At 40.4% G+C, this 20,977-nt stretch carries 19 protein-coding genes; all 19 read right to left on the bottom strand.

Annotated elements, in window-relative coordinates:
- The 19 genes from GC130_RS26290 to GC130_RS29030 all read right to left on the bottom strand — a co-directional run bounded on the left by GC130_RS26290 (position 1) and on the right by GC130_RS29030 (position 20,977).
- Complete coding sequence (locus tag GC130_RS26290) at positions 1–1,122, bottom strand: glycosyltransferase family 4 protein (RefSeq protein WP_152001354.1); 1,122 nt, start codon at positions 1,120–1,122, stop codon at positions 1–3.
- A 23-nt stretch (positions 1,123–1,145) separates the two neighbouring features.
- On the bottom strand, positions 1,146–2,054 hold the full coding sequence (locus tag GC130_RS26285) for a hypothetical protein (RefSeq protein WP_152001353.1): 909 nt from the start codon (positions 2,052–2,054) through the stop codon (positions 1,146–1,148).
- Between the two features lie 85 nt (positions 2,055–2,139).
- Positions 2,140–4,410: a polysaccharide biosynthesis tyrosine autokinase gene (locus GC130_RS26280; RefSeq protein ID WP_152001352.1), complete on the bottom strand. Its 2,271-nt coding sequence runs from the start codon at positions 4,408–4,410 to the stop codon at positions 2,140–2,142.
- Positions 4,411–4,415: 5 nt separating this feature from the next.
- Complete coding sequence (locus GC130_RS26275) at positions 4,416–5,240, bottom strand: polysaccharide biosynthesis/export family protein (RefSeq protein WP_193218029.1); 825 nt, start codon at positions 5,238–5,240, stop codon at positions 4,416–4,418.
- Between the two features lie 107 nt (positions 5,241–5,347).
- Positions 5,348–6,091 (bottom strand): glycosyltransferase family 2 protein, encoded by a 744-nt coding sequence (locus tag GC130_RS26270; RefSeq protein ID WP_152001350.1) that lies wholly within the window; start codon positions 6,089–6,091, stop codon positions 5,348–5,350.
- Complete coding sequence (locus GC130_RS26265) at positions 6,088–6,960, bottom strand: hypothetical protein (protein ID WP_152001349.1); 873 nt, start codon at positions 6,958–6,960, stop codon at positions 6,088–6,090. Before GC130_RS26265 ends, GC130_RS26270 begins: the two co-directional genes overlap by 4 nt.
- A 432-nt stretch (positions 6,961–7,392) precedes the next feature.
- Complete coding sequence (locus GC130_RS26260) at positions 7,393–8,301, bottom strand: glycosyltransferase family 2 protein (protein ID WP_152001348.1); 909 nt, start codon at positions 8,299–8,301, stop codon at positions 7,393–7,395.
- A gap of 10 nt (positions 8,302–8,311) precedes the next feature.
- Entirely contained in the window at positions 8,312–9,034 is a 723-nt protein-coding gene (locus tag GC130_RS26255) for a glycosyltransferase family 2 protein (protein ID WP_152001347.1), read from the bottom strand.
- On the bottom strand, positions 9,031–9,657 hold the full coding sequence (locus GC130_RS26250) for a DapH/DapD/GlmU-related protein (protein WP_152001346.1): 627 nt from the start codon (positions 9,655–9,657) through the stop codon (positions 9,031–9,033). Before GC130_RS26250 ends, GC130_RS26255 begins: the two co-directional genes overlap by 4 nt.
- Complete coding sequence (locus GC130_RS26245) at positions 9,638–10,816, bottom strand: glycosyltransferase family 4 protein (protein ID WP_152001345.1); 1,179 nt, start codon at positions 10,814–10,816, stop codon at positions 9,638–9,640. Before GC130_RS26245 ends, GC130_RS26250 begins: the two co-directional genes overlap by 20 nt.
- Complete coding sequence (locus GC130_RS26240; protein WP_152001344.1) at positions 10,816–11,859, bottom strand: glycosyltransferase family 4 protein; 1,044 nt, start codon at positions 11,857–11,859, stop codon at positions 10,816–10,818. The genes GC130_RS26245 and GC130_RS26240 overlap by 1 nt, the downstream gene beginning before the upstream one ends.
- Before the next feature lie 26 nt (positions 11,860–11,885).
- The gene (locus GC130_RS26235; protein WP_152001343.1) at positions 11,886–12,770 is read right to left on the bottom strand and encodes a glycosyltransferase family 2 protein; all 885 of its coding nucleotides are present in this window, start codon (positions 12,768–12,770) and stop codon (positions 11,886–11,888) included.
- 11 nt (positions 12,771–12,781) lie between these two features.
- Positions 12,782–13,738 carry a class I SAM-dependent methyltransferase gene (locus GC130_RS26230; RefSeq protein ID WP_152001342.1) on the bottom strand — a complete coding sequence of 319 codons (957 nt, stop codon included), beginning with the start codon at positions 13,736–13,738 and terminating at the stop codon, positions 12,782–12,784.
- Positions 13,723–14,613: a glycosyltransferase family 2 protein gene (locus tag GC130_RS26225; protein ID WP_152001341.1), complete on the bottom strand. Its 891-nt coding sequence runs from the start codon at positions 14,611–14,613 to the stop codon at positions 13,723–13,725. The genes GC130_RS26230 and GC130_RS26225 overlap by 16 nt, the downstream gene beginning before the upstream one ends.
- Positions 14,614–14,626: 13 nt before the next feature.
- Complete coding sequence (locus GC130_RS26220; protein ID WP_152001340.1) at positions 14,627–15,658, bottom strand: glycosyltransferase; 1,032 nt, start codon at positions 15,656–15,658, stop codon at positions 14,627–14,629.
- Positions 15,659–17,179 (bottom strand): hypothetical protein, encoded by a 1,521-nt coding sequence (locus GC130_RS26215; RefSeq protein WP_152001339.1) that lies wholly within the window; start codon positions 17,177–17,179, stop codon positions 15,659–15,661.
- A complete protein-coding gene (gene pseI, locus GC130_RS26210; RefSeq protein WP_152001338.1) occupies positions 17,179–18,237 on the bottom strand; it encodes a pseudaminic acid synthase in 1,059 nt (352 codons plus the stop codon). Before pseI ends, GC130_RS26215 begins: the two co-directional genes overlap by 1 nt.
- Complete coding sequence (pseG, locus tag GC130_RS26205) at positions 18,227–19,669, bottom strand: UDP-2,4-diacetamido-2,4,6-trideoxy-beta-L-altropyranose hydrolase (protein WP_152001337.1); 1,443 nt, start codon at positions 19,667–19,669, stop codon at positions 18,227–18,229. Before pseG ends, pseI begins: the two co-directional genes overlap by 11 nt.
- A 3-nt stretch (positions 19,670–19,672) precedes the next feature.
- Entirely contained in the window at positions 19,673–20,977 is a 1,305-nt protein-coding gene (locus GC130_RS29030; RefSeq protein WP_201568586.1) for an aminotransferase class III-fold pyridoxal phosphate-dependent enzyme, read from the bottom strand.

Here is a 20,977-nt window from a genome sequence, read left to right as displayed (position 1 = left end):
CTATCCGATCTTGGCTTGCTTGCCCTTCGAAACGCTATCTAGTAGGTCGAGATACATTTCTCGCTGCCTGACCCAATTAAACCAATCCGGCCTTTGTTCGGGAACAAATTTTCCATTCAATATATATTTCACAAATTCATCAACACTATCCATCGTATTCATTACCAAATAAGGTATTTCAGCAACAGGAGAGGCGGCAATGGGTAAACCGCTAGATATAGCCTCGATAATTACATTAGGCAATGAATCACTTCTAGTGGGATAAATAAATAGATCACTGGCTTGGTAGTAATTTGAAATGTTTTCCCTTGATACAAAACCCTCATACCTGATCCTGGCGTCGGAATTAGCTTCAAAATTTTCCTGATAAGGGCCACGCCCAATGATACAAAACTGGTATTCATCACTTTGCAAGGTAACACGCTTTATTATTTCAATTAGCCGGTCCGCTCCTTTTCCGTATGACAGGGTTCCCACGTACAAAATAAGTTTGCGCTCCGGTTTAAAGCCCAATGATTTTTTTAGCGCACCCTTTTTTCTGAAAGATGATTGCGGAAAAAGATCCGCCTTAAAAGGTTGAGGCAAAACAACCAGTCTGTCTTGGCTGAACCCCATTCTTGCAAATTTATTTTTTGAATCCTGCCCTAAGACGACAAGCTTATTTGTTGTTTTAAAAAGGGACAAAATAAGGAGATTGTAGATGACATACTTCACTGCCCTTCGTAAAACACCAGAGGCCCTGTCCTTTTCGCCAAGAATATCTCCGGTTACACGTGTTATAGAGGGAATGCCATAATAGAGACTGAATAAGTTAACCAATACTCCAGATGGAAACGGATCGGAGAGATTAACAAGCACGTCAGGCTTGCGGTGTGTTTTAAGGAAACTTTTTAGGGCAAAGGCGCCAAAGACCAGTCCTTTGAAATTGAAAAAAAAATTCTTCTTATATACATAGACCTCACAGCTCGAATTAATTAATGATCGATCGACGGAGGAGCCAATAATCAGCGATACAGCAACTCGTTCCTGTAGAAGCTGAATAAAATTTTCAAGAAACGTAATATTATTTGCCTTAAATGTTTTCGTGCCTAAAAAAACCAGGTTGACGGGAGGTTGCCTCATCGCTGAAAAAGGTAGGGTTTAATTCAAACGGCCGCTCGGCCAATTCTGTTCATAATATAATCTATTCTAGTTGATTGAGCATTAGTTATCCTTTCTCTCCAAAATACCGACACATCTGCTTCGTGGAAAAAACTATCTTCTATTCTAAGGTCATGGCTCGTCTTGTGTGTCAGCATCGAAGGGGTGAAAATATAGGAGGGGTGTATTGCCACATTTCGACCTGAAAGATTAGTTAGTATTTCTCTGGTAACTTTATACGGATCTTTATAAAGTTTTTCGTAGCTATAAACCGGAATACCCAGTTTGCCTAACTCATAGTTTGCAACTATGCTCGTTAAAGCCCACATCACAGTGATCTTTTCAAATTCGAATTCCAATCCTTCTAACAGACTTTTCATTTCCTTTTCATTCCATAAAAAGCGATACTTACCGTTGATAACTTCGGCAGTAAATTTATGGTAGTGGAAATCAAAGCCAAACTCCATCCAAAACTGCGGCCTTTTAAGAATAGAGGCAACAACGGACTTAACTTCTCGTTCTAAGTATATGATCCTTTTCGAAACATTCTGATATAGCCAGGGAATCATAAAGTTCCCTCTAATCAATTTCATTCCAATAATATCAGATTCTCGCCAAATCATTTCCACATATTTTTCATTCACCTCCTGTAAATTAGCGGATAAATGATTTCGAATTAGCCAACGGTTATCGACTTCTTTGCAGAGACAACTTTTAAGGTGTTTCGATAATTGGTTATTCATTTCATCATTTAACCCGCTAGAATAGCAGGCGTGTTTCGCAAATGATAAAACCTCGGGATGCATCGGTTCAAAGAGTATCAACCCACCAAGAGATTTTGAAATAATATCTGACATCCAGGTGGTACCTGACCTGCCAAAACCTAAAATCAGAATGGGTTGTTCACTTTCCATCTAAAATAAATGCTTTAGTTTAGCACAGGCTTCTATCAAAATCAGATCGTTTCTCGAAATAAATAGTTTGACATCAGTCATCCATCTAATTCAGATTGTTGTATAGAATTCCTATTTCCGAACTGATAATTTTCGTCTTTAATTGATTCAAAATCTCCACTGTTCGAAGCTGTGTTTTTTTATGCGAGACGACAAATACCGAAAAATCCACAAAAGTGCTCAGCGTTAGTGCGTCCGGCGTCAACTCTAAGGATGTGCTATCGAAAACAACGCAGTCATACTTCTTTTTTAACCTTTCCAAAAGCATCTCAAGTTTAGGCTTATTCATCAGAATAGTGGAATAATCCTTAGCTGCGCCAAGTTGAATAATTTCAAGGCCCCCAATGTCAGTTTTTCTTGCAAGTTTATCCAAATTCATATTCTCGATAAAAAACTCTTCCATTCCTTCAAAACCTGTGTAGCCAAAAAGTGAGGATAAATTTTTCTTTCGATTGTCTAAATCGACTATCAAAGTAGAATAACCAGAGTTTGCAGCCAGAATAGCCGTATTTAACGAGGAAAAAGATTTCCCTTCGCCTTGTAAATAGGATAGATATAAAATGGTCTTTGGGTATTCCTTGGACGGCAGTAAAAAGCTCATGCTAACCCAGAAGTCCTTCAAGTCTTCAGAAATTTGTTCAAATTGTAAGTTCGGAAACTTTGCTTTGTTCAGTGATACAGCTGGTAGACACCCAATAATAGGAATATCTGTTCCTCTCGTAATATCAAGTGGCGAGTGAATGGTTGTTCGAAAAAAGTCGTAAAACCCTATTCCCAGTATCGGCATGAAAAAACCAAAAATTATAGCAACGGAAACATTAAAGTTGCTCCTTGGGTAAATTCGGCTGGAAACATATGCTGGATCGACTAATCTCGAAGAAGTTTCGTTGCCTTCCTTAGCGATTTCTGCTTCAGACTTCTGCTTCAGCAAATAAATATAGACCTCCTCATTTAAGTCAAATTCCCTCTGAATATTAATTAGCGTTCTTTCATCATTGGGTACTCTATCTAAATTCAACTCAACCTCTTTAATGAGTTTTTCAATGCTGCCAATTTGTATTTCTAAGGTGTTACGTTGATTACGAATATTTTCTGTTACTGCTCGCAACTTAACTGCAATTTGTGATGCCAGAGACAGTAGTTGCGGATTGATTTCTGAAACGGCCGTCCGCAACTTTGAGTATTGGTTAATTAAATTATTTAGGCTGGAAACCAAATCATTTAAAACTGGATCTGTAATTCCGGCCGTCGAAGGACTTATTAAAATACCCGCATCAGTCTTACTAAGGTAGTCAAGAGTGTATGAACAATACATAAGTTGCACTTGATATCGGGCGTAGTCCTTTTCAAGTTCGTGCAGTTTGTTCAATGTTGTGATTCCCTCTTGGTTGATATTTATGATTTTGTTCTCTGACCTAAAATCCTCCAGTTTTGCCTCCGCAATCAAAAGGTTCTCTCTAACGCTTTTTAATTGATTGTCAATGAAATCTATTGCTTCATTGGCCGATTTGTTTTTCAACTCTAATTCCCTGCTCAAGTAAGAAGACATGAGCTCATCCAAAATTTCGATATCCAGTTCGGGCTTAGTGGAACTAAGGCTCAATTCAACAATGCTCGTCTTATTACTGACTGGTTTAATTTGAATCCTCTCTTTTAAAACTAGCGCATGCTGCCCCGGATGAGAATAGTTAATTTTGAATGTCCTTCCCAAATGCGATAATTCTATGTCTTCTTTTTTTTCAATTTGAACAATGAACCCGTGAAACTGAATTGGCACACCTAAGACAATTCTTAGGCTATCAACGCCCAAGTTCCCGTTCCCTTGCGAAGAAATGTACCCTCCATTTTCATCCACTATCTTAAATAGGAATGTTTTGAGGTGCCCATCACCATTTGTTTCAATAAGTCTGCAAGTAAAAAAATCCACATCTTCAGAGGCTTCAGACATCGGGCTTACTTCTTCTAAATCAATATTGAGGTTTAGAGATTCCGTAACTTTTTTGATTAAGTCATAGGAGCCAAGAACTTCTATTTCATTTTCGATATTGGTAGTAGGGCTAAAGAACTCAAGTTCCTTCATAAATGTTTGGGATGCACTCTTCTTCTGATCGACAATATCCAAACTAGCCTTGACTAAATATCGAGGCGTAGAATACTCATTTATAACAAGAGCAAAAAAGGAGAATGAAATCAGAGAAAGGAAAAACCAAATTTTATAGTCCCACAAACGCAATAAATAGGAATGTATATCAATTGTATCTTTATCTTTACTCCTGCCAAGGTACTTAAGATAGTTTTTCTTGTTTAGAGTTGACATACCAATTAGTTGTTTACCAAAATAAAAAATAGCGCAATCGAAGAAACAGCCCCGACAATAATGGCTATGTCCTTTAAAGAGCCGACAACAGATTTAAATTCCTTTATTTTTAGTGGTTCAACATATATTTGATCTCCCTGCTTTATATAGTAAAATGGGCTATCAATTATCTCGATCTCAGTAAGGTCTACAAATTGAACAACTTGGCCGTCCGTAGTCTGTCTAATAAAAGTCACTTTCTGTCGGTTTCCTTCATTGGTTAAATCCCCGGCATTAGCAATAGCTTCAAAGATTGTTACCCGATCTTTCAAAACATTGTATCTGCCCGGTTTATTAAATTCACCAAATGCAGTATAAGTTATTCCACCCATTCTAACTAAAACGAATGGATCTATCATATAAAGTCGAAGGGCTTCTTCGATTAGGGTTTTAGACTCTTGCAATGTTTTTCCCTCAACATATATATTTCCGATTAGCGGAATCTCCACTTCGCCACTCTCTTTTACATCGTAACCAGAAAAGTAGTTCGCATTTGCTGCGGCATCAAGTTGCGTAGCCCTAATTGAATTACTTTTTGACTCAAATATTTCGGTGACAGCGGGATCAATTGACCTTATTTCAACGCTAATTATATCACCGTGCTCCAGCCTATAACCGCCTGTAGAGGAAGGTGAAAATGGTCCGTGGTTTTCCGCTGAGCGAGTCCCTTGAAAATAAATCAATTTCCCATTTGGAATACATGCTGAAAGGAGCATTGAGAATAACGCACTGGTAAAAAACATGAGAAATGAGCTCCTTTTTTTGGGCTCTGTAACTTCTTTTAAATTCATTTTTTTTGATGAAATAAAATAGTGCAAAATGAACATCTTCAAATCTATTGAGTTGTGTTGAACGTCCAAGTCGACCTTTTTTCTTGTAATCTCTAGTACTGAATCCTCTAAAAAAACTGACCAAGTTTTCTCAAAGGCTTTAGACTAAGAGTATAGAGCTTTGGTTTTATTTTATTTATTTTCCACGCTTTTCTATCTTCCCTATTCGCTTGAACTCTATTTTTAATAGATCTGTTGCTTACTCCTCCATCCCTCATTTTTATGATAACCTGAGGCAGGTAGATACATTTAATCTCTTGTACAAATAAGAGTCTCAACATCATCTCGTAGTCTGCCGAAATATTAAGGGTTGGATCGTATAGGCCATACTTTTGGTAAATAGTCCTTCGAACAAAGAAAGTTGGGTGGGGAGGTGACCACCCGTAGTAAAACCTGTCCTTATCAAATGCGCCGCTACGCCACGACCTCACGACTTCACCGACATTATCTCTTTTAACATATTTTACGTCTGCATAAGACACGTCAACTGACTCGTCTTCAAATACCGCTGCTATCTTTGTAATTACATCACCATCAACGTAAAAATCATCGGCGTTCAAAATACCAACTATTTCGCCCGTCGCCAGACTGATTCCCTTATTCATTGCATCGTATATTCCTTGATCAGGTTCGCTAACGATCTTTGAAATTCTATCCGAATACCTGTTTATTTTTTCAAGAGTACCGTCAGTTGAGCAGCCATCAATGATAATATATTCGATATCTTCGTAGGATTGGTTCAGCACAGAGAGGATACAACCCTCAATAAACTGTGAGTTGTTATAAACAACCGTTATTATGCTGATTTTCATAATGTGCTACTTTTGCTCAATGGAATTACGGCATTTTTATCCGGCTCAGAAATTTGTAGATGGAGCAACATCAAAAACACCGAAGTAGGAAGCACACCTCTCGTCACCAGATAATATTCGGTGATTAAATTAGCCAAAATATATGTGCAAAGTACTATCAAGAAAGGAGCAAAGTACGGAATTCGATTATTATTCTTTGCCAGAAAAAACGTACTTCTAACAAGCCCAACAATAATAAAAACCATTAGAACTAGCCCGAAAACCCCAAGAAATCCATTGGTTGAGCCAATAAGGCCATCGTACCATGTTACGTAATTAGAAATAAGCCCAACGCCAAACAAGAAAAACGTGGCCGACGTCTGCTCAAACGACAAAAGAAGCTTTCTTATGCGACTCATTGAGCTATCATCCCCACTGTTGAAATCCATCGCTCTTTCCGCAAGCGCTATCAAACCTCTATCGAAATCGATCTTTGAAATAAGGTAAATGCCTCCAATCAAAATGATAACGGCCAGGTAAACCGTCTGCTTTCTAACAGTGCGAAAACTTCTGAAGCTAATAAGAATGTGCAACAATTGAGAGAACATCAATACGGCTATGCCTGTCTTTGAACCCGTCAAAACCATGGCCGGCACCGACGCGACGTTGATAAATATCACCATAAAATGATGATGCCCAAAGATTTTTTTCCAGTGAAAATTGTACATGACAAGGCTCATCGCCAAGTAGCAAGAATAAAGGTGTGCGTCAGATTGATATAAGTTACCAGAAAAGGGAAAGCTTGGCCTAAAAACACCGTGAATTCTGCCAGTTATCCTGAGAAACAGGTAGATGTATACCCAGGCACTCAGGAAGAAGAACGTCCACAAAAGTAATTTGTTAAGCGTTTTCAGCCGACTAGGACTTATCCGTATTGAATTAAGTATGAAAATTGGAAAAATGGGCACTAGAAATTTATAAATAAATCCAATGTTTTGAATGTTCCTAACTCCAAAAGCCCATAACCCAATCACGCTACTGATTGAAATAATAACTAGCAGAGCCAATATTATCTGAAAAAGCGATTGTGATATTTTTATTCTACCAATCACAGACAAAAGGGATAAAACCAAAAAAATGTCTGTGAACCTGAAAGGACCAGCTAACTCCTTATTAATTGGCAATGAAATTATTGCTAGACATAGAAAAACATATGCCGGCTCAATTTTGATATCCCTCTGAAGGATGTTAATCGTAAATATCATCGATAGGTAAACTTCATCTTGAGATTCAAAAACGTTAACTTGTAAATTTAGGCAAAACTAATGTTTTAAATCATCAAACTTCCACTTGATTCGGGTTACGATAGAGGCCGCAGATGGGAAGAAACAAATTAGCAGGAGTTTACCTTTGTGAAGAGTCTTTAGCTTGGATCGTAATATATTTCCAGTTTTAAAGTCTCCCGTAAGTAGCGAGTTGTATCCCACTGAATAATCAAAAATATCCGATTGGCGTATATCTAATCTCTCCCTATTTTTCAGAAGACAATCAATAAGTTGAAGCATTCTGCGAGCTCTAAAGTTTACTTTTGCCTTGCCATAATTCAATATTCCTCCAAAGGTCTGATTGGTATGCTGTCGGTATAGGTAAAGTTTTTCTTTGATGTGTAGTATGTCTTCTGCTCGCTTCTTTATCATGAATGAGAACCAAACATCCTCAAAAGGCAGGTCTTCTGGCATCGGGAATACCTGTTCCGCTATTTCTCTTTTCATTGACCAAGCCCACCTAGGAATGCTGATCATGTATTTCAGAACATCTTCATAGGTTGCCGAAATGATAGATTTGTTAACGTAGTAATTGCCTATTGTCTTTAGCTTTTGATCAACCACAAAGCTGTCATGGCAATGGGCATCAACTTTTTTTAAATCATCATACTTTGAAAAAAAAGCTGGGAGCAAAACATCATCGGCATCTATGCATTTGATTATCTGTCCCTCAGAAAGGCTGAAACCGTAATTGAGGCCCTGTACTTTGCCCGTACCAATGTTGTTATAAATCTTAATCCTTGGATCCTTTAAGGAAACTTCATGCACGATTTTATACGTATCATCCTCCGAACTATCATTTACCACAATAAGCTCCCATTTAACAGTTTTCTCCTTTTGCAGGGAAAGAATGGATTCTCTTATATAGGAGGCTGCGTTCTTTGCAGGCATTATAAAGCTTATCATTAATAGGATTTTAGTATTTTAAAAGTCGATAAATAAGAACGGGGAGCGATATAATTGCAAGCGGGCCGCCATGCCTGGTTAGGACAATAATCGTTTCAACTAAATTCCTGACAAACTTTTTCTGACCTACACCTCCTAATAAATATTCCGCAACCGGGAAATCGAGTTGCTGAGCATATGTATAATTTTCGTGACCTATTAACCTAAAGTACCAGTCCAACTCTCCTTTTAAAATGTAGTTGGAATTGTAGTTGATTAAAATATCACGGTGAACTAAAAGCGATTGATGGCAGAGAGTTCGGGTGCCCCAAAATAGAAGGCTAAAAAAACTAAGGCTCTTTGGCTCAAGCCTATTTGTATTTCCATTGCCGCTTAAAAGCACTGAACCATAAACTAGCTTGGGTCCGTTGGCGACATTGCAAATTACTTTTGAAAGGGTCTCCCCATCAACAAACTTGTCACCGGCGTTCAGAAAAATTGTCCAGTCCCCCGTCGCATATGCTATACCTTTATTCATAGCATCGTATATGCCTGCGTCTTTTTCACTGACGTACGATGATATGATATCACTGTTGGCTTCTATTACCTGTAAGGTTCCATCAGTTGAACCTCCGTCTATCACAAAATACTCAATGTTTTGGTAGGACTGACTCCTAATACTCTCTATCGTTTCCTTTAGAAGTTGGGCGGCATTAAAAACTACTGTTATTACACTTACTTTTTGCGAACTCATTCGTTTCTGACCTCTTTAATAAACACCGCAGGGTTCCCTCCCCAAATTTGATTGGCTGGAATTTTACTTCCCCTAACAACAGCTCCTGCACCAATGATAGAGTTATCTCCGATGACACTTCCCTTCAGAATTGTGCAATGCCCTCCTATGAAAACATTATCCCCTATGATCACCTCCGATTTGCCAATATTGGTTTTCACCTCCGGAATAGCTGTTCGCTCCACAGCCTTGAGTGAATGGAAATCTGTATCATAGACAACACAATTGCCTCCAAACCTGACGTTGCTGCCTATGGTTATTCTTTCATGACAGACAATCGTTGAGGCACTTATCCCGACATTGTCGCCGATTGAAAGACGGCCTCCTTCTCTGCAAATGAGCGATGTTTTCTGCTGCCTGCCAATATTATTAAAAAAAGATCCACTGTTGGCTCTAAATCCTTGCGAAATCACAATGCTGGATCCAGGTAAACATTCAATAGAAATGAATCCATTGATTGTCCAACGATCTCCAATCTTTACACCATTGGCCGCCAGGGTAAACCGATTCCAAATTTTGGCCGCAATCACATAAACGATCACCCGGTAGAGGAAAAGTATCGATCTAAAAAGAAGTCTCAGCATCTTCGATTAGGGTATTATATATATTGAGGTACTCTCCAAGAACTTTTTGGGTATCATGTCGTTCCCTTGCCATTTTTCTGCTTTGAACAGAGATTCTTCTCGAAAGAGCTTTGTCTTTCATTAACATTCGTATCCCCCCAATAATACTATTAACCTCCAAAGATACCAGGATACCGGTTTCAGAATGCTCAATAAGTGAGGAAACGCCCCCTACATCTGAGGCTACCACTGGTAACCCAACCACTTGTGCCTCGCAAATACTATTTGGACTATTGTCAACATACGATGGGTGCAGCAGCACCTTACTATTCAACATCTCTTTCACTATCTGATCAGCGGAGGCTCTGCCTTTGTGAAAGACATTCACGCCAACTTTAAGGTTGGCGAGCTGTTTTCTCTGAATCAACGCATTTAGATCTTTAACACTGCCATCTCCAAATATTACTAATGTGAGATCGTCATCCTGAACCAATGCATCGAAAACGTACAACGCTTCAGCTATCCCTTTTATTGAATTAAGCCCTCCTAAAAAGAGGATATTACTTTTTTCTTCAAATTGGTTTCCTTCCTCAACAAAAAAGTCGGTGCGGATCATTTCCCATCCGATAAATATTCTAGCAGTTGGATTAAGCAATCTCACGGCAGCAGAATCCCAATGAGTCCTGCAAACAAAGTGCTTATGTTTCCGGATTCCCCACTTTTCATAGACCGACCCAAGGAGCCATATTATTTTTTTGCTTGAGAATGTTTCTGGCAAGGCTTTTAGATATCTGAAAAGAATTCCTTGAATACTTACAACTGTTGGTTTTTTTAGCCCAATCGAGGCAAGCTCAAATTGATGCTCTGTTCCATGAACGTGAACCAGGTCATAAGACATCTGATTGTTTTTCAGCCACCTCCTTAAAGCGAGTATACGGAACAGATAAAGTGTCACTATATCCCACTTAGGCGGAAGCATCTTTAGAAGAATAACCCTGTATCCATCCTTTTCAAATTCTAAAGTAGATGAACTGATTGACGAGCTCGTTGACAGGATAGTAAGTTTGATCTTGTCTGACAAAGACAATGCCCTGGCCAAAGATGTTATCCAAGGTGCAGCGTGGGCCTTTGGGTCGGCGGGGTAGGGGGCAATCCATAAAACATTCCTTGTCACGGACATTAGTCTAACTTTTGGTAAACATTCTTGGTCTTTTCGGCTATGACACGCCAATCAAAGCTTAATGCTTTTGCTCTGGCAGCGGCACTTTTTTCCTTTCTTATAGTTTCATTCTTCAACAAAAACTCCAAAGCATTTATACTATCATCAACATTTTTGTTTACAAAAATAGCCTCCTTTTCTGTAACGTAGTCTCTAATTGAGTCTAGTTTCGTGATTACTGTTGGCAATCCACATGACATACATTCCAATAGCGCATTGTTGGCAATTGCTCCGTTTAGGGGTAGGAAAAGCAGATCAGATTTTTGAATTTCTGCCAACAATTCAAAATCAGAGATGTTATTTTTAAAAAGTACATTGTCGCAATTTCGGAAGTATCTTTCGTTCTCTGGCGACGAGATCACAGTGAATTTAACTTTGGCATCTATCGATTTGAACGCAGCCACCACCTTGCTTGCCATATCAAAATCTCTCAGCCAACTGCCCAATATGAGAATATTCCTTGCTTCTTTTTCAACAAAAGATGGAGTGAAATATTCAGTGTCCACACCATGAGGAATGAACTCCACGTTCTCGGAAGAAAATATTTTTGTCAACACTGGAATTTGGTTTGACCCCAAACCTATTGCAACATTAGATCTTCTAAAATTATCCATCATTTTCCTGCCTGAACCTGTTTTGGAAAGCCCGTCAAACCATTCTTCAGGTTGATGAAACGTGGATACGATAGATGTTGTTCTTGGGAAATTGAAGGGCGTGAAGGCCAGCGTATTCTCGGGGTACAAATAATGAACAATACTATTTTCTTGGAGGCTCCTTCTTACTTGGAAATTAAAAAGCAATCGAAGCATTTTAAAGGAGTAATTGTATAAGTACATTCCAGGTTTTTCATCCTTGAATCTTTCGAGGTGCTTGATCCTCTCTCGGCTCCTGTTCAAGCTTAATACCTTTGCATAAGGGAAAAAAGAAGAAAGAACATCATAACCGGAGCTTTGCCCGTGATGTCCAAACTTTAGATTTACGTGTACAAGAGGTCTTGATTGCATAATGCTTTTCTTGGGGTTGAACTGCCTCAACTATTCATTAGGCCTTTTACAATTCCCTTTATCCTTGCCAATAGAAATGGCCACTTTTTACTTGAATCGATCTCTTGCTTAAAAACGCATATTAAAACATGCTTAAAATAGTGCAACGCAAGCCGGGGCAACCCTTTTTTATAGTATAGATAGTGAAAAAGGAAATGATTTCTAGTCATATAGTATTCATATACAATACCATTGTTACTGATATCCTGATATGCAGTAACTGTTGTGTCGGAAGCCACCTGCCAACCCAATGTCTTAGCCCTATGGCACCATTCTGTTTCCTCAAAATAAAGAAAGAACTTCTCTTTCAGTAGTCCAATTGCTTCCAGAGCTGAAACACGGATCATAAAAAACGAGCCGTTTACATAGCCAATGTCTGAATTCAGGCCGTGGGAAATAACCTCTAGAACATTCTTTTTAGCGTGCAAATGTCCTGGGTAATAGAATCTGTTGAAATGCAAAAGTCCTCCGTCTGAAAATATTTTGTTTCTTTCTCCTTTCAAACAAAGTCGAGGGCCGATTGCTGCTAAACTCTTCTCCTTTAATAAGCTAGTATTCAAGGTGTGGAATATATTCTCGTTTAATTCTATGTCAGGATTCAGCAGGACGATTGACTTTATCTCTTTTCGGCGCATCAGTTCTTTGATGCCCACATTATTACCTCCAGCATACCCAAGGTTCCTACTGGCTAGTAGCAGGTTCTCAGAAGGTATTGAGCTACGAAGCAGTTCGTTCTCCGCTGCGTCAGCGGAGTTGTCAACAACAAGCATTCTGAGAGATTCATCCTGAAAGGACTCAATTTTCTGATACAGCTTGAGCGTCTCCTTACCAGAAAAGTAGTTAAGAATAATGATTCCGATCAATGATGCCATATACAAGGGGTTTACTCAGCTCTCAGATAAAGTACTACCTGATCTCCTTTTCCCTCCTCATTCAACTTTTGGGACTCCCTTTCCCACAGTTCAATTTGCTCCTTACTAAACGGGCTGTTTTGGATCGACTCTGCATATGAGTTAGCTGCCCTTAGCGGTATGTCCTGCAAGTATTGTTCACTTCCCCAAAACTGTAATGCGTAAGAATCCCACTCCACTTTAAGAAGTTGGAGCCCAACGCTCTTTGCTAAAATCTCAGCACTTTTCAGCGTGTGCAGATAATAGTGTCTTGGTGCGTCAAGCTGCACCCAGTTGGTTCCATACTTTTCCCATGCGTAGCTGAGCACAGGGATACGCATCATAAGAACACCCGCTGGGTTGAGTTTTGTCTTCAGTATTTCCAGCGTCTCTTTCTGATCTGGCATATGCTCAAACACGTGATGCAGCATAATCAAATCATAGGTACCGTTCAATTCCCGTAAGCCACTTTTAAATATTGGCACCTTTCCAAATATTGAAGAGTCCTTCTCGATGAACAAGTCGGACCCTGACAAGCTGCTAAAACCATAATTATGTAGCCTCCGGAGATAATGCCCAGATCCACAGCCAACATCGTGAATAGCCGAACTGAGACTTAGTCCAATTTTCTTCAGCCGTGCTAAGTCGGCATCAAGGTTAAGTTTCGATATATTTGTTAGCCTCAAAATTGGGTTTAGTACGAACTTCACCTGATTCTTGAGCCTCTGGTACTTGCTAACTTGACGCAGGGTAACTTCGTTAAATGAGTAGTAATTTTCAGGATAGTACTTACCAATATTTTTTGGATATTCCTTTATCTGAAGGCACCCACAATTTGTGCATTCCAGGTATTCAAATGAATCCTTTAAACCGAACATCATTTCCCTCACATGGTAGGGCTTAAGTTGGCTTTCTCTGCAAATCCTGCACTTCATTAGCTCTCCTTCCATAATAATTTAAGCTTGAGGCGAATACTTTTTTTTAGCTCAAAATAATGTTTGATTTTTGGATACCTTTCTTCAAGATACTTTATTCTCAGAATTGGCAGCCAATAGTTCTTCATTGTTTCCTCAAATTCAGACAATAAATCACCTTCAATCACCTTTTGAGACTTTATGTGTTGCAAAAAATCACGCTTTGCCCTGTACATTTTTCCAAAATTTTTACTCATTCCAGCATTATGCTGCCGATAGATGGCCAATGGCATATCAATAAAAGCATAACTCTCAGACTCCTTAAAAAGACGTATCCAAAAGTCCCAATCTTCCAGGGCCATAAGAGTTTCATTGAACCTAAATGACTTGAAGAAGTCGAAATGAAATACACCGCAATGAATCGGAATAGTAAAGCCCCTATCCCAATTGAGCACAATTGTTCTTAAGGAGAACTTCACCACTGATAAATCGCAGTAGGGGGGCATTCTCTGCGACATTACTTTTAGCGCTCCTTCGAAGTTAGATATCACAACTCTCAGGTTGTCGTCTTTAGCTAATTCTTGAACCGACAATTCGAGCTTGCCTCTTTCTATGACGTCGTCTGCATCCAGAAACTGGATATATTTTCCCCTTGCCCTGTCCAGGCCCACGTTTCTTGCAGAGCTTAAGCCGCCGTTTTTCTTTTCACAGCAAATAAATCTTTGATCCTTTTTACACCAGGCCTCAGCGATATTGGCTGAGTTGTCAGTTGATCCGTCATTAATTATCAAACACTCCCAGTTTTCGTAAGTCTGGGATTCAATCGAGCTCAGAGACTCATTTAAATATTCTCCCTGATTGTAGCAAGGCACAATGATGCTTATCAGAGGAAAGTCAACAATCTCACTCATGCATTCTCTGGGGTCACGACGACTTGTAAAACAAAAAACATTTCAGAAAAAACCGTACCCTGGCCGCAAAGGTAAGTTTACTAAAGCCAAAGCCCTTGCTTAGTTCAAAAAATACTCTTGGACTATGCTCCAAGATTCGAGAGTGAACCAAATCAATCCACTTGTCCTTAATGACTTCACCAAAAGATTGCTGCGAATATATCTGTTTTTCTACATTTGCGGCAAACACTTTTCCTAACCAGCGGTCTATATCAAGATGGGAAATTTCGCCTAATCTTGAATAGTCACTATGAGCCAATGCCTTTTGAATATTTAATTCATCTCTCGTCGGTGCCAAACCCAACCTTTGGGCCTGCCAAAGGATAATTTTTTCTACCATTTGCTCCATTAGTGAGGCTTTGGCTATGGACACACTTTGGCTATGTATTCTATATTTGACGAGAACCTGCGGAAGATTGTAAGTCTTGCCCATTAAGGCAAGCCTCACCCACAAATGATAGTCTTCCGCAGGAGGGAAATCGAGGCTGTAAATTTGGGGCAAACTTTCTATGTAGTCCCTATTAATCATTACACTTGATTGAGCTATGATATTGTGAAAGAATAACAGCGAGGGATAGTTCTCAGGAGGATACGTGTATTGATTATAACCAATAGTTTTGCCAGCGGTGTCGATAAGCTCTATGTCTGAACCAGCAAAGGCAAAGTCTGGATTTTCACTCAAAAAGTCATACTGTACCTGGAGCCTGGAAGGATATGCCAAGTCATCTGCATCCAGAATCGCTAGGTACTTTGCTCTGGCGAGGCTAATTAACCTGTTCCTAGTATACGCTATTCCTTTATTTTTTTCGTTTGTGTGAAGCCGTATCCTCTTATCGTCAAAGGAGCTAATCACATTTGCAGTATTATCCGTAGAGCAATCATCAACGACAACAATCTCAAAATCATCAAAAGTTTGGTTCAGAACACTTTGTATAGTTGCACGTATGTACGCCTCTGCGTTAAATGCAGGTATGACCACGGAGACTTTCGGTGTAGGCTGGCTCAATTATTTATAGAGTAACTTTAGCAAATTGACTTTTAGGAAAGGCCTTTTAAGGATTCTGGCAAAGGTTCTGATTTTGAAAAAGCGTTTGATTTTCACGCTATCGTGCTGAACGACCTGGTCAAGGTTTGTTTCCCTAAATTCAACACTTGAAAAGCTATTCGCCTTCACATACTTGTATTTTGAGCCAAAGCTTCTGAAGTAGTAGCCATAGATCAAGGCCCCTCTCTTTTCCAGTGAAGCTAAGTCCTTCTGCTTACAGTAGGCTATCAGCTGACTGTGCGAATTTGGATTGTAGGTGCTTTCCAGCTTCTCGTAGAAGGCTTTACCTGCCAAGATTGAAGGCTTATTCCAGAAAGTCGCTTCGATCCCAACCGTCGAACCAAAGGTGACCACTTTATCGGCTTTTTCTATTAGCAGGTAGCTACTAATTTTCGATTCGGGGCTTATTACCGTAAGGTTAGCATACGAGAGGGCGGAGTATGCGTTTGTTTCAGAAGGATCTGCGTTTGCCAAATTTGGATGCAGCCTAAGGTATAATTTGATGTCGCTCCTAGACAAAAGATCTTTACAAATCGCTCTAATACCTTCAAGCTGGCTGTCATACAGGTGATTTTTCCATTCATCATCAATGGCGGCAACTTCATCTTCGGAAGAATTAAAAATCACTATATTCACTTTTGTATCATCCCAGCCTTCGGGTAACTGGTTGGTATCCTGCTTATCAATAAAAGAATACCAATCCACATTTGCGCCCACCCGTCTTGATTTGAAAAATGACTCTGCCGATTCAATTTTTTCACTTTTGTCGGATCTTTCCCACAATTCTTTGGCCTTGGTTGTGAAATTCTCTATCGAATGAGGAAAATGATTGGTAAAAAGGCCGTAGTGATGTATATCCTGACCCCTTTCGTGCAGTACGCACCTGACCCCAGCTCTCTGGCAAGCTCTGAATACTGCCCGGGTATGGGCCCATCTTCCATTAAATAGATACACCAGCGCTGGTTGCTCGACGGCTAAAAATCTCTTGAACGCATAATAGATCTCTGCCGAACCGACCATGTAGTCCTTAACAAGCTCTCTGTGTTCTTGAAGATCTAAAGAAGACACTCGTAGTAAAGAAATAAGTGATGATGCCACAGATTGACCTATGTCATATCTCTCGTCAATAGAATAGGCTTTGAGATCATTGATATCTTTAAAATATTTCCGAAGAGCTTCGACTACTTTTTTGTCTTCCCAGTGCAAATATTCTTTAATGCCGACATTCCTAACCTTCGAGTCTAGCAAGTCAACCCCAAGTTTTCTTTTCTTGCAACACAAAAAGCAAGTATCAACAGCATTGGTTAAGTTCTGATCGCATGCCTTCAGTTCAGAAAAGCACGACATCTGAACAATGTCGTGCCCGTGATCAAGGTGCTTCTGCATCAGCTCCAGCTCCGTTTCGTAGTGAGAAGGCCAAAGATTGTGCGAGCTAAAAAAAGCTACTTTCGTAGCGCTGTCATCGGCTCCGGTTATTTTCATCAGTCAAGATCTTCAGTCTTTAGCGGCTCACCGAATAAAATTGACCGCTTCGCAGTTGTTCCAATTATTTCCTTATAGTACTTTGGATGAAGGCCAAAACCAGGTCTTATTGACCTGATATTCTCGGCTGAAAAAACATCTCCCGGTTTAATATCGCCAATTGCGTATAATGATCTGCTAAAGTCCTTGCCCTTTTTTTGCTTTTCTGTAAGGGAATAATCCACCCTCCCGACTGCAACCTCAGCTTCCCTCACGGCCCTCACCATTTGGGCAAACTCTTCCTTGTTCAACGAGAATGACGCATCGGGGCCGCCAATAGCACGATCCAAAATGAAGTGTTTTTCTATAACTCTTGCTCCTAGGGTGGTGGCCACAACTGGTACAGTAATACCCATGGTGTGGTCTGACAAACCGCTCAATACCCCGTATCTGGCGGCCAGGTCAGGAATCATACTCATGTTTGCTTCTTCGATTGGTGCTGGATAACTGGATGTGCACTTAAGCAGAATAATGCGATTGTTTCCCATTCGCTTGCATGCTTCAATTGCCAACTCAATGTCTTCCCTCTCGGCAATACCTGTAGAAATAATAACCGGCTTATTTTTTGACGCCACATACTCTATCAAAGGAATGTCTGTGATTTCGAAAGACGCAATTTTATAGGCGGGTGCATCCAATGATTCCAGCAAATCGACCGCTGTATTATCAAACGGAGAGGAAAAACAAACCAGCCCTCTAGACCGTGCCCGATCAAACAACTGTTTGTGCCACTCCCATGGAGTATAGGCTTCCCTATATAGGTCGTATAAATACTTGCCGTCCCAGATAGTCCCCTGCTTTAATTTGAAGTCGTCAGTCCTGGCATTGAGGGTTATAGTGTCCGCAGTATATGTTTGAAGCTTTATGGCATCTGCTCCGGCTTCCTTTGCGGCATCAATTGTATCGAGGGCGTTTTGAAGAGACCCGTTGTGATTTGCTGATAACTCTGCAATAATAAAAACGCTGTTCTCTTTGCCTATTTGAAAGCCCCCGATGTCTATCACTTCTCTATTTTTCATTTTTCCAATTCCTCGTAAATTTTATACGGTCGCTCAATATCTCTTCATTAAAACCAAGCTTTCGAAAAATCACCAACGAAGCTAAGTTCTCTTTCATCACATAACCAATAATAGCGCTCAATTCTGAAAAATTTTGCGCCAGGTGCTTAATGGCAGACCTTAATACCGGAAGTCCTAAACCCTTACCATGAAAGGATGAATCTATTAAATAACTAACAACTGCGACATTTCCTTCGTTCAAATCAAATCTGACAGAGCCAACAGGCTCCTGTTGATATTCTGCGATCAGGTAGATGCAAGCCGGAGAGGTCACTTTTTCCTTAAACCATTTCTTGTGCTCTTCAAACGGGATATGATTCTTAGTAAATGAGTACTTCCTTACCAGCCGGTCATTTCCCCATCTGTAGGTTAATTTATCGTCGACTTGGCCAGCTTGCCTCAGGCTAATTTTTTTTTGCATCTCCAGAGAGCTAAACAGCTTTTTGAATCTGCCTGGTATCTCTGTATCTATGCCTTTAAACAAGGTTGTCCTGCGGGATAAAGCCGACGTCAAAGCACCTCGCAGTTGATCTGATTCAAACTGTTCGGCGTCCACAAATGCCTTGGCGTGCCGAAAGCCGGTGTAAAATTGCCTCTGATTGTCTGCATAGTAACCTGATATCACCACTAACTTAGCGGAAAGGGCCTCTAACAGTGTGCCACTGCATGGCACGATCGCATGTGTGGATTGAGACATTACCTTTGCCATACCGGACGGATTCAGGTTTTCAAGCAATTGAATTTCTCTGCTCATCCCAGAAATTTTTTGAAACAAGTGTTCTCGCATCTGGTAGGCAGCACCTATTACAACTCGAATCGTTTCAATTTGGGGAAATTCGCCCGCCACCTCCAATGCCCGTAAAGTCAAATTCAATGGATCTGCTCCACCGAAGCAAATCAGCAATGACAGTCCCGCATTTTTCTCGGATTCCCTATCATGTAATTGCAGAAATTCTGGCCTCAACAAGGCATATTCAGTACCCAAACACAATTGTGTGAAAGGCATTGCATTGTAATTTTCTGGTAAAACCCCCAGCGCATGATTGATGATTGCGTCCACATTAAACTTACCCTGATAAAGGTCATCCACGACGACGATAAGAGCTCCTTTGTCTGCTAGTTTTTTCTGATAAACAGAGTCAAAATTATAGCCATCAACGACCACGGTGCAGCCTTTTTCGACTGCACTGAAAAACTGTTCTTCGTGCTGGATTTCTTTTAGATTCAGATCAAAAGAAGCTAATTCCTGCTTCAGAGCCTCCGGAATAAAGCGGCAGAAAAATGTCGTCAAAAACTCCTCAGAAATGTTTCTGGCAAGGGCCATAGACCTAATCAAATGGCCCAGTCCAATTTCAGAATTCCCGTCGACTCTTATATAAACTTGAGGTTTCAATTATTAATTAAGTCTTTTGAATCCTCCATGGCAAACTGGCCCCTCCAAAAGGGTGCCGACTGGAAGGCCCTCTTCACATTTTTTTATCAGTCCAAAAATCTTGTCAAGCTCTTCAAAATAAGGATTGAGAACTGATGGCACATGAGTGGTACTGACATACACGCTTGTTCCAGCGAGATATCCTTTTTTGAGCATCTCCTGGGTTATGAGGGTTTTATAAGCCAACGCATTGGGGCTATCAAAAGCGAAAGAAATAAGTGCTGGCAGCCCAGACACGCCTATCTTAAGGTTGTGGTGGCTAGCAAGGGCCTTCCAGCGAGAGCTTATTTCAGTTCCCGTGCTGGTAATCGTCTCCCAAGACCGTTCACGCTCCATAACCTCCAGGGTTTTCAATCCAGCCGTTGGGCCTATTCTTTCAGTCCAAAACGTACTGCTGATAAACGACTTTTGGGCGGCCTCCATCACTGATTTTTTCCCAATTGTTGCAGTAATCGCATACCCATTTCCTAACGCCTTTCCGAACATTGCCATATCCGGCTCTACTCCATAAAGCTTATGAAGACCGCCAAATGTCTGGCGAAAGCCTGAAGTACACTCATCAAAAATAAGGACGATATTATTATCAGTTGCCAGTTTCCTGACCTTGTGAAGGAAATTATCCTCTGGGCCTTTGTTTCTGGAGACTTCCATCTTTATCACCCCAACCTCGTTTGTCTTGATAAGTTTCTGTAGCTCCTCAATATCATTGTAATTGAAAGGGAGAACCGTGTTTTTTAGGTTCTGAGGGACTCCTAACGGGTCAAGACCTGGAAGGAGGTGTCCGGCCAGGTTCTTATCGTCCCCGAGATTGGCTGAAAGGTACCAATCATGCCAGCCATGGTAGCCACAAATGGCTACTTTGTCTCTACCGGAAGCAGCCCTTGCAATTCTAATGGCTATGGCATTCGCCTCGCCCCCACTTCTGGCAAATCGCACCATGTCCGCCCACGGGTGAAGCTCGATCAAGCGTTCGGCAAGGTATACTTCCTCAGGGCAGTTTAGAGTTGACATATTTCCATTTCTGACTGTAGCCATCACGGCGTCATCTACTTCGTCGTGCCCATACCCTAAAATATTTGTTCCAATTCCCATAATTGAAACATCAGTAAATTCATTCCCATCCAAATCCCACACTTTACACCCTTTTGCTTTGGAAAAATAGGAGGGCCATTTCTCCGGCAAAAACATTTCAGGTCTTTTCGACAGCAGCATAGTTCCCCCAGGTATTAGGGTCTTTGCTTTTTTGTACAACTCCTGCCCTTTTCCCAT

It is taken from the genome of Imperialibacter sp. EC-SDR9, assembly GCF_902498805.1.
Lineage (GTDB): Bacteria > Bacteroidota > Bacteroidia > Cytophagales > Cyclobacteriaceae > Imperialibacter.
This window is presented reverse-complemented; position numbering and strand designations above follow the sequence as displayed.

What these genes read in the sequence shown, in the direction of transcription:
- GC130_RS26290 (WP_152001354.1), bottom strand. Translation starts at nt 1,122, where the DNA reads ATGAGGCAACCTCCCGTCAACCTGGTTTTTTTAGGCACGAAAACATTT.
- GC130_RS26285 (WP_152001353.1), bottom strand. Translation starts at nt 2,054, where the DNA reads ATGGAAAGTGAACAACCCATTCTGATTTTAGGTTTTGGCAGGTCAGGT.
- GC130_RS26280 (WP_152001352.1), bottom strand. Translation starts at nt 4,410, where the DNA reads ATGTCAACTCTAAACAAGAAAAACTATCTTAAGTACCTTGGCAGGAGT.
- GC130_RS26275 (WP_193218029.1), bottom strand. Translation starts at nt 5,240, where the DNA reads ATGAATTTAAAAGAAGTTACAGAGCCCAAAAAAAGGAGCTCATTTCTC.
- GC130_RS26270 (WP_152001350.1), bottom strand. Translation starts at nt 6,091, where the DNA reads ATGAAAATCAGCATAATAACGGTTGTTTATAACAACTCACAGTTTATT.
- GC130_RS26260 (WP_152001348.1), bottom strand. Translation starts at nt 8,301, where the DNA reads ATGATAAGCTTTATAATGCCTGCAAAGAACGCAGCCTCCTATATAAGA.
- GC130_RS26255 (WP_152001347.1), bottom strand. Translation starts at nt 9,034, where the DNA reads ATGAGTTCGCAAAAAGTAAGTGTAATAACAGTAGTTTTTAATGCCGCC.
- GC130_RS26250 (WP_152001346.1), bottom strand. Translation starts at nt 9,657, where the DNA reads ATGCTGAGACTTCTTTTTAGATCGATACTTTTCCTCTACCGGGTGATC.
- GC130_RS26245 (WP_152001345.1), bottom strand. Translation starts at nt 10,816, where the DNA reads ATGTCCGTGACAAGGAATGTTTTATGGATTGCCCCCTACCCCGCCGAC.
- GC130_RS26240 (WP_152001344.1), bottom strand. Translation starts at nt 11,859, where the DNA reads ATGCAATCAAGACCTCTTGTACACGTAAATCTAAAGTTTGGACATCAC.
- GC130_RS26235 (WP_152001343.1), bottom strand. Translation starts at nt 12,770, where the DNA reads ATGGCATCATTGATCGGAATCATTATTCTTAACTACTTTTCTGGTAAG.
- GC130_RS26230 (WP_152001342.1), bottom strand. Translation starts at nt 13,738, where the DNA reads ATGGAAGGAGAGCTAATGAAGTGCAGGATTTGCAGAGAAAGCCAACTT.
- GC130_RS26225 (WP_152001341.1), bottom strand. Translation starts at nt 14,613, where the DNA reads ATGAGTGAGATTGTTGACTTTCCTCTGATAAGCATCATTGTGCCTTGC.
- GC130_RS26215 (WP_152001339.1), bottom strand. Translation starts at nt 17,179, where the DNA reads ATGAAAATAACCGGAGCCGATGACAGCGCTACGAAAGTAGCTTTTTTT.
- pseI (WP_152001338.1), bottom strand. Translation starts at nt 18,237, where the DNA reads ATGAAAAATAGAGAAGTGATAGACATCGGGGGCTTTCAAATAGGCAAA.
- GC130_RS29030 (WP_201568586.1), bottom strand. Translation starts at nt 20,977, where the DNA reads ATGGGAAAAGGGCAGGAGTTGTACAAAAAAGCAAAGACCCTAATACCT.